Origin of the sequence: Streptomyces sp. 13-12-16 (assembly GCF_002114215.1) — a bacterium.
Classification (GTDB): Bacteria; Actinomycetota; Actinomycetes; order Streptomycetales; family Streptomycetaceae; genus Streptomyces.
Genome location: NZ_NCTE01000455.1, coordinates 1 through 5,891 on the forward strand (window position 1 = coordinate 1; position 5,891 = coordinate 5,891).

4 protein-coding genes and 1 pseudogene are annotated in these 5,891 nt (G+C 70.7%); all 5 read left to right on the top strand.

Going from position 1 to position 5,891, the window contains the following annotated elements:
• Nucleotides 1-294 precede the first annotated feature (294 nt).
• On the top strand, nucleotides 295-576 hold the full coding sequence (gene tatA / locus B7767_RS18460) for a Sec-independent protein translocase subunit TatA (RefSeq protein WP_073933654.1): 282 nt from the start codon (nucleotides 295-297) through the stop codon (nucleotides 574-576).
• 92 nt (nucleotides 577-668) lie between these two features.
• A complete protein-coding gene (gene tatC / locus B7767_RS18465) occupies nucleotides 669-1,538 on the top strand; it encodes a twin-arginine translocase subunit TatC (RefSeq protein WP_085573153.1) in 870 nt (289 codons plus the stop codon).
• Between the two features lie 31 nt (nucleotides 1,539-1,569).
• The gene (locus B7767_RS18470; RefSeq protein WP_085573154.1) at nucleotides 1,570-2,460 is read left to right on the top strand and encodes a diacylglycerol kinase; all 891 of its coding nucleotides are present in this window, start codon (nucleotides 1,570-1,572) and stop codon (nucleotides 2,458-2,460) included.
• A gap of 7 nt (nucleotides 2,461-2,467) precedes the next feature.
• Nucleotides 2,468-5,326 carry an RNA helicase gene (locus B7767_RS18475; protein ID WP_085573155.1) on the top strand — a complete coding sequence of 953 codons (2,859 nt, stop codon included), beginning with the start codon at nucleotides 2,468-2,470 and terminating at the stop codon, nucleotides 5,324-5,326.
• A 385-nt stretch (nucleotides 5,327-5,711) separates the two neighbouring features.
• A pseudogene (locus tag B7767_RS18480) lies at nucleotides 5,712-5,891 on the top strand (ATP-binding protein); the annotation flags it as partial.

Genomic DNA, 5,891 nt, shown 5'->3' on the forward strand with positions numbered 1-5,891 from the left:
CGGGGGCCCGCGGTGCCCGGTGCCTGACTGCCGGGCAGGTCCCGGATGTGCGGGTCCGGGTGCGGCGCGGCGGCGGTCGCGTCCGGTTCGCCCTGTCACCGTGCGGGCCCCGGCAGGTACGCTGCTGATCGCGGCCCGGAGAACGAGGCCCGGACCGCGGACGGGAGTACGCACGGGGATTGCCGGACGTTTACCCCTGAGCGTTACGATCGCTGTCAGCACCGTCGTTCGGACGCTTGTCCGACCGGTCGGACAGCCACCCACCCACCCGCCTCGGTGAGAAGGTAAAGACTTATGGGACGGCTCGGCCCCACCGAGATCATTCTGATCCTCGTCGTCATCATCCTGCTGTTCGGCGCGAAGAAGCTCCCGGACATGGCGCGGTCGCTCGGCAAGTCCGCCCGCATCCTCAAGAGCGAGGCCAAGGCGATGAAGGACGACAACAAGTCCGCCGCCCCCGCCGACCCGCCGGCCACCGGCGAGCAGCCCCCGGCGCAGCGCACCATCCAGGCCGCCCCCGGCGACGTGACCAGCTCCCGCCCGGTCACGGAGCCGACGGACACGACCAAGCGCTGACGCAGGGCCGGTGAACTCCGGCCCGCCGCACGAGATGGGAACGTGGGTTGCTCAAGTCTGCCCGCAAGCAGGAGAGGGATCCCGAGGGGCGGATGCCCCTCGTGGAACACCTGCGTGAGCTGCGCAACCGGCTCGCCAAAGCCGTCGTCGCGATCGTCGTGGTGATGATCGTGGCCGCGTTCTACAGCGAGCAGCTCATGCAGTTCCTCGCGGAGCCGGTGCCCAAATGCGAGGACCTGGCGAACAGCGACGGTGGTAACTGCGCCATCGTCTCCTTCAACACGCTGACGTCGCCGTTCACCACGACGATCAAGGTGAGCCTCATGGCCGGCCTGATCGTCTCCAGCCCTGTGTGGCTCTACCAGCTCTGGGCCTTCATCGCCCCCGGGCTGCACAAGCACGAGAAGAAGTACACCTACTACTTCGTCTCGGCCGCGGTTCCGCTGTTCGTCGGCGGCGCCTACCTGTCGTACGTCATCCTCCCCGTCAGCATCAAGGTGCTGCTCAGCCTCACCCCCGGGGGATCGGCCAACATCCTCTCGCTCGACGAGGTCCTCGACTTCACCATCAGGATGGTGCTGGTCTTCGGCCTGGCCTTCGAGCTCCCCCTGCTGCTCATCATGCTGAACCTGGTCGGCATCGTCTCCGGCCGTCGCATGATGGGCTGGTGGCGCGGTGTCGTCATGGGCGTCTTCGTCTTCGGTGCGGTCGCGACGCCCACCACCGACCCGGTGGGGATGATCGCGCTCTCCGGACCCATCGTCGTCCTCTACTTCGTCGCCGTGGCGTTCTCGCTGCTCAACGACAAACGGCGGGCCCGCAGGGAATCCCAGGGCCCCGCCGACGACGAGGCCTCCGAGCTGGACCTCACCCCGGAGGACATCGATCCGGTGGAGCCCGTGGCGGCCCTGCCCGAGCAGGCGTCCAAGGACCGGGTCAACGGTTATGACGACGTGACCTGAGGATCGCCTCGCAGCTCATAGGGTCATCCCCGTGACCAGCGAGATCACCCTCTTCGTCAACCCCACCGCGGGCCGCGGCCGGGGCGCCCGCGCGGCGCGGCCGGCCGCTTCCGCGTTCCGGGACGCCGGTTTCTCGGTGCGGACCGTGTTCGGCGACGACCCGCGGGACGCCCTGGACCGGGCGCGCGCCGCCGTCGAGGAGGGCACCGGCGCCCTGATCGCCGTCGGCGGCGACGGCATGGCGAACCTCGCCCTGCAGGCCGTCGTCGGCACCGGAACCCCCTTCGGCCTGGTCGCCGCCGGAACCGGCAACGACTTCGCCCGCGCCCTCGGCATGCCCCTGCGGGAACCGGCCGCGGCCGGCCGGATGATCGCCGACGCCCTCAAGTGCGGCCGGGTCCGCGACATCGACCTCGGCCGGGTCGGCGACCGCTGGTTCGGCGCCGTACTCGCCTCCGGCTTCGACTCCCGGGTCAACGACCGCGGCAACCGGATGCGGCTGCCCCTCGGCCGCGTCAAGTACGACGTCGCGATGGTCGCCGAGCTGGCCGCCTTCCGCCCGCTGCCCTACCGGATCACCCTCGACGGCGGTGAGGTCCGCGAGGTCGAGGCGACGCTGGTCGCGGTCGGCAACGGGCCGTCGTACGGCGGCGGCATGCGGATATGCCCCGGAGCGGACCTCACCGACGGGCTGTTCGACATCACGGTGGTCGGCGAGTGCAGCCGGGCCACGCTGCTGCGGGTGTTCCCGAGGGTGTACCGGGGCACGCACGTCGGCCATCCCGCGATCACCGTGCTGCGGGCGGCGAGCGTGGAGCTGGTCGCCGAGGAGGTCACCGGGTACGCGGACGGGGAGCCGGTGGGCCCGCTGCCGCTGACCGCGCGCTGCGTGCCGGGTGCGCTGCGGGTCGTGGGCCCCTGAACGGATAATGATCGTCCTGTTGTCGGTGCGGCCCGGTACGCTCGAAAGCACGATGACAGAGGACCTCTCACCGGCCGAGCGGTACGCGGCGGCGCGCAGGCGCGCTGCCGAGCAGGCCACCGCGCTCGCCTCCTTCCGCGAGATGTACGACTTCGGCCTCGACCCCTTCCAGATCGAGGCCTGCCAGGCGCTCGAAGCGGGGAAGGGCGTGCTGGTCGCCGCGCCCACCGGCTCCGGCAAGACGATCGTCGGCGAGTTCGCCGTCCACCTCGCCCTCCAGCAGGGCAAGAAGTGCTTCTACACGACACCCATCAAGGCGCTGTCGAACCAGAAGTACGCCGACCTGTGCCGCCGCTACGGCGCGGAGAAGGTGGGCCTGCTCACCGGCGACAACAGCGTCAACTCCGATGCCCCGGTGGTCGTGATGACCACCGAGGTGCTGCGGAACATGCTGTACGCCGGGTCGCAGACCCTCCTCGGCCTCGGCTACGTGGTGATGGACGAGGTGCACTACCTCTCCGACCGCTTCCGCGGCGCCGTCTGGGAGGAGGTGATCATCCACCTCCCCGAGTCGGTGACCCTGGTGTCACTCTCGGCGACGGTGTCGAACGCGGAGGAGTTCGGCGACTGGCTGGACACCGTCCGCGGCGACACCCAGGTGATCGTCTCCGAGCACCGGCCCGTGCCGCTGTTCCAGCACGTGCTGGCGGGACGCCGGATGTACGACCTGTTCGAGGAGGGGGAGGGCCGCAAGAAGGCCGTCAACCCGGACCTCACGCGCATGGCCCGTCTGGAGGCGAGCCGCCCGTCCTGGGGCGACCGCAAGCGCGGGCGGGGCAACATGCGCGAGGCCGACCGGGAGCGGGAGCGCCGGCAGCGCTCGCGCGTGTGGACGCCGAGCCGGCCGGAGGTCATAGAGCGGCTCGACGCCGAGGGCCTGCTGCCCGCCATCACCTTCATCTTCAGCCGCGCCGCCTGCGAGGCCGCCGTCCAGCAGTGCCTGTACGCGGGCCTCAGGCTCAACGACGAGGAGGCGCGGGCCGCGGTCCGCGCCCTGGTCGAGGAGCGCACCGCCTCCATCCCGGCCGAGGACCTGCACGTCCTGGGCTACTACGAGTGGCTGGAGGGCCTGGAGCGCGGCATCGCGGCCCACCACGCGGGCATGCTGCCGACGTTCAAGGAGGTCGTCGAGGAGCTGTTCGTGCGCGGTCTGGTGAAGGCCGTGTTCGCGACCGAGACCCTCGCCCTGGGCATCAACATGCCCGCCCGCTCGGTGGTCCTGGAGAAGCTCGTCAAGTGGAACGGCGAGCAGCACGCCGACATCACCCCCGGCGAGTACACCCAGCTGACCGGCCGGGCCGGCCGGCGCGGCATCGACGTCGAGGGCCACGCGGTCGTGCTGTGGCAGCGCGCCATGAACCCCGACCACCTCGCGGGACTGGCCGGCACGCGCACGTATCCGCTGCGTTCCAGCTTCCGGCCGTCGTACAACATGGCGGTCAACCTGGTCGAGCAGTTCGGCCGGCACCGCTCGCGCGAGCTCCTCGAGACGTCCTTCGCGCAGTTCCAGGCGGACAAGTCGGTCGTGGGCATCTCGCGTCAGGTGCAGCGCAACGAGGAGGGGCTCGAGGGCTACAAGGAGTCCATGACCTGTCACCTCGGCGACTTCGAGGAGTACGCGCGGCTGCGCCGGGAGCTGAAGGACCGGGAGACCGAGCTGGCCCGGCAGGGCGCGGCGCAGCGCCGTGCGGAGGCCGCCGTCGCGCTGGAGAAGCTGAAGCCCGGTGACGTCATCCACGTACCCACCGGAAAGTACGCGGGGCTGGCGCTGGTCCTCGATCCGGGACTGCCGGCGGGCCGTTCCAACGGCCACCGCGGCTACGAGTACGCCGACGGCCCGCGCCCGCTGGTGCTGACCGCCGAGCGGCAGGTCAAGCGGCTGGCGTCGATCGACTTCCCGGTGCCGGTCGAGGCGCTGGAGCGGATGCGGATCCCGAAGTCCTTCAACGCGCGGTCCCCGCAGTCCCGCCGGGACCTCGCCTCCGCGCTGCGCACCAAGGCCGGGCACATCACCCCGGACCGGCACCGCAAGAAGCGTTCCCAGGCGGCCGACGACCGGGAGATCGCGCGGCTGCGCAAGGCGCTGCGGGCGCACCCGTGCCACGGCTGCCAGGACCGTGAGGACCACGCCCGCTGGGCCGAGCGCTACCACCGGCTGCTGCGTGACACCTCGCAGCTCGAGCGCCGTATCGAGGGCCGGACGAACACCATCGCCCGCACCTTCGACCGGATCGTCGCGCTGCTGACGGAGATGGACTACCTGCGTGGCGACGAGGTCACCGAGCACGGCAAGCGGCTGGCCCGGCTGTACGGCGAACTGGACCTGCTGGCCAGCGAATGCCTGCGCGAGGGCGTCTGGGAAGGGCTCGCCCCCGCCGAACTCGCCGCGTGTGTGTCGGCGTTGGTGTACGAGGCCCGGGTCGCCGACGACGCGATGGCGCCGAAGCTGCCGTCGGGCAGGGCGAAGGCGGCGCTCGGCGAGATGGTCCGCATCTGGGGCCGGCTGGACGCCCTGGAGGAGGACTTCCGGATCAGCCAGACGGAGGGCGTGGGCCAGCGCGAGCCCGACCTCGGCTTCGCCTGGGCCGCCTACATGTGGGCGTCCGGCAAGGGCCTGGACGAGGTGCTGCGCGAGGTGGAGATGCCGGCCGGTGACTTCGTGCGCTGGTGCAAGCAGGTCATCGACGTGCTCGGCCAGATCTCGGCCGCCGCGCCGTCCGCCGAGGGTTCGACGGTCGCCAGGAACGCCCGCAAGGCGGTCGACGGACTGCTGCGCGGCGTGGTCGCCTACTCGTCCGTGGGCTGAACCAACCGCCCAGGGGCCTCGAAGAAGCCCGGTGCGCCCCGTGCGCGCCGGGCTTCTGCCTTCCGCGCGCCCTCATCGGAGGGGTCACCGCCCGGTTCCGTGGGCAGGATCAAGGAGTTCAGGGCGTTCCCTCACCCCTTACGGTGAGTGGTTTTCGTACGCCTGGACGCGGTGACGGATGGTGTTCGAACAGCCGCACAGCGTGTAAACGACCTGAGCGTACTCCTGTCCCAGGGGCCATTTCCGGCACTCGCCGAATATGACATGGCGATGATCCTGTCGGACTAAGCTCGCCCGCAGCGCACCGAGTTGAGATGAATTCGTGCGTTTGTTCCCCTATGTGCACGTTTCCCGGCAGTCAGTCGATTCGTTTCAGAGGGCTCACATGGCGAGTGTCCAACTTCCCTACACGCGCGTGCTGTTGTTGCCGGCCATAGTGATGGCCGCGGCGACCGGAGCCGCCGTCGCCCTGGTGACGGAGCCCGCCCGGATCGCCGTCGGCGTGTGCGGCGCCGTCGCGACCCTGCTGGTGGCCGCCGCCGCGGCCGAGGCGGTGCGCCGCGGC

What these genes read in the sequence shown, in the direction of transcription:
- tatA (WP_073933654.1), top strand. Translation starts at nt 295, where the DNA reads ATGGGACGGCTCGGCCCCACCGAGATCATTCTGATCCTCGTCGTCATC.
- tatC (WP_085573153.1), top strand. Translation starts at nt 669, where the DNA reads ATGCCCCTCGTGGAACACCTGCGTGAGCTGCGCAACCGGCTCGCCAAA.
- B7767_RS18475 (WP_085573155.1), top strand. Translation starts at nt 2,468, where the DNA reads ATGATCGTCCTGTTGTCGGTGCGGCCCGGTACGCTCGAAAGCACGATG.